Consider the following 2,171-nt stretch of genomic DNA (forward strand, 5'->3'; position numbering starts at 1 on the left):
ATCGCAAGCAAGCCAGCTCCCACAGTTGAAAATATTCACAATTCAAAATGTGGGAGCTGGCTTGCCTGCGATGGTCGCGACGCGGTTCAGAAGCAGGTATGCAAGCTCTCGATAACTTGCAACTGCTCATCCACCAGGCAACCGACCTGCCACTTGTCAAAGGTCAGGCACGGGTGGGAAGTACCGAACGAAATGATGTCGCCAATGCGCAACTCGACCCCCGGCGCCACGGTCATGAACGCATGCTGATCCATCACCGCCGTGACCGTGCACGCCCCCACGTCATCGCCCTCTGCGGGCAGGATGCCGGCCTTGTAGCGCTTGAGCGGCACCGGCAGACCCGCGTCGTACGCCACGTCGCGCTTGCCCAGGGCGATCACGGCGAACCCAGGCTCCGGCAGCGATTGCACATGGGCCCAGACTTCCAGGGCCGGGCGCAGGCCTTCGTTCAAGTCGCTGCGACGGTCAAGCACGCAGCACTGCGCTTCTTTGTAGATACCGTGGTCGTGGGCCACATAACTGCCCGGGCGCAGTACGCTGAGGAAGCGTCCCGCAGCGTTCTGTTCTTCGAACGATTCGGCAATCAGGTCGTACCAGGCCGAACCTGAGGCGGTGACGATGGGCTTGGGCAAGTCAAAGGCGCCGTCGTTCTGCAGGTCTACGGCCAGGCGCACCAGGCTGGCGGCAAAAGCACGAATACCACTGATGGCGTGCTCGCCGTGGATCACGCCTTCATAACCTTCGATGCCGGTGAGCGCCAGGGCCGGTTGGGCCTTGATCGCCTTGGCCAGGTCACGCACTTCCTGCTCGCTGCGGCAACCACAGCGGCCACCGACCACACCGTATTCGATCATCACGTTCAGGCGCAGGCCGCGGGCGGCGAAGAACAGCCCCAGGTCGGCGACGTTGTCCGGGTGATCGACCATGCAGTGGAAGTCAAAATCGGGATCGGCCAACAGGTCGGCGATCAGTGCCATGTTCGGCGCACCCACCAGCTGGTTGGCCATCAACACGCGGCGCACGCCACCGGCATACGCGGCGCGGGTCTGCACGGCGTTGGCCAGGGTGATGCCCCAGGCGCCCGCCTCGATCTGACGCTGGAACAACGCCGGCATCATGCTGGTCTTGCCGTGGGGCGCCAGCTCGGCGCCGCTGCTGCGGACGAAGTCCTGCATCCAGCGAATGTTGTGTTGCAGCGCATCGCGGTGCAGCACCAGGGCCGGCAGGCTGACGTCACGGACCAGGTGCGCGCCGACGGCGGCGGCGCCCTTTTCAACGGCGTTGATGGCAGACATGAAAAACTCCTATTCGTTGATGCGCCGGGCCAGGTTGTTGGCGCTGTCGATCAACACCCGGCGGTAGTCGTTGTAGTTTTTGATGGCATCGGCCCTTGGGGCCACGATGCACAAGGTCGCAATGCTGATGCCCTGCGCGTCCCGCACCGGGGCGGCAAAGCAATGGGTAAAGGTGTCGGCCACGCTATCGAAGGAAAAGAAGCCATCGAGGGTGGCCTGACGGATCTGTGCCAGGAAGGTGTCCAGCGGCAGGCGTTGGCCGTCCGGCAGGATAAAGTCGTCGTGGTCGATCAGGTCGATGATCTGCTGGTCGCTCAAATGCCCCAGCAGCAGGCGCCCGGATGCGGTCCAGGGGATCGGTGCGTTCTCGCCGATATCCGAGGAAATCCGGAAATGCCGCTCGCCTTCACGCATCAGCGCCACGGTGTATTTGCGCCCGTTGAGCAGGCACATCTGCGCGGTTTCGTGGGTCTGGCTGACGATTTCCTGCAAGGCGTGATCGGCCTCGCGGGTCAGGTCGAAGTGACGCAGATGCGCCTGGCCGAGAAAGTACAACTGACGGCCCAGGTAGACGTGACCGTCCTTGCCCACCGTTTCCAGGATGCGCCGCTCCAGCAGCGAAGCGACCACTTCGTAGACGGTGGATTTGGGGCTGCCGATGCCGCTGGCAATATCATTCGGGCGCAGGGGCTGGCCGATTTCCTTGAGAAAATCGAGGATATCGAACGCACGGTCCAGTCCTTTGGCGCGGCGCTTGATGGTGTCTTCGGTCATGGCAGTTTTCGGTCCGGTCAGAATGTTGCTATCAACACAAATCCCCTGTGGGAGCGGGCTTGCTCGCGAATGCAGTGGATCAGTTACAGGTGCGTTTAATGA

At 62.4% G+C, this 2,171-nt stretch carries 2 protein-coding genes; both read right to left on the minus strand.

Annotated elements, in window-relative coordinates:
* Positions 1-86: 86 nt before the first annotated feature.
* A complete protein-coding gene (locus ACW9IB_RS29370) occupies positions 87-1,295 on the minus strand; it encodes an amino acid deaminase (RefSeq protein WP_457416812.1) in 1,209 nt (402 codons plus the stop codon).
* A 9-nt stretch (positions 1,296-1,304) separates the two neighbouring features.
* Entirely contained in the window at positions 1,305-2,069 is a 765-nt protein-coding gene (locus tag ACW9IB_RS29375; RefSeq protein WP_457369099.1) for an IclR family transcriptional regulator, read from the minus strand.
* Positions 2,070-2,171 lie beyond the last annotated feature (102 nt).

It is taken from the genome of Pseudomonas sp. SDO524_S393, from assembly GCF_054071875.1.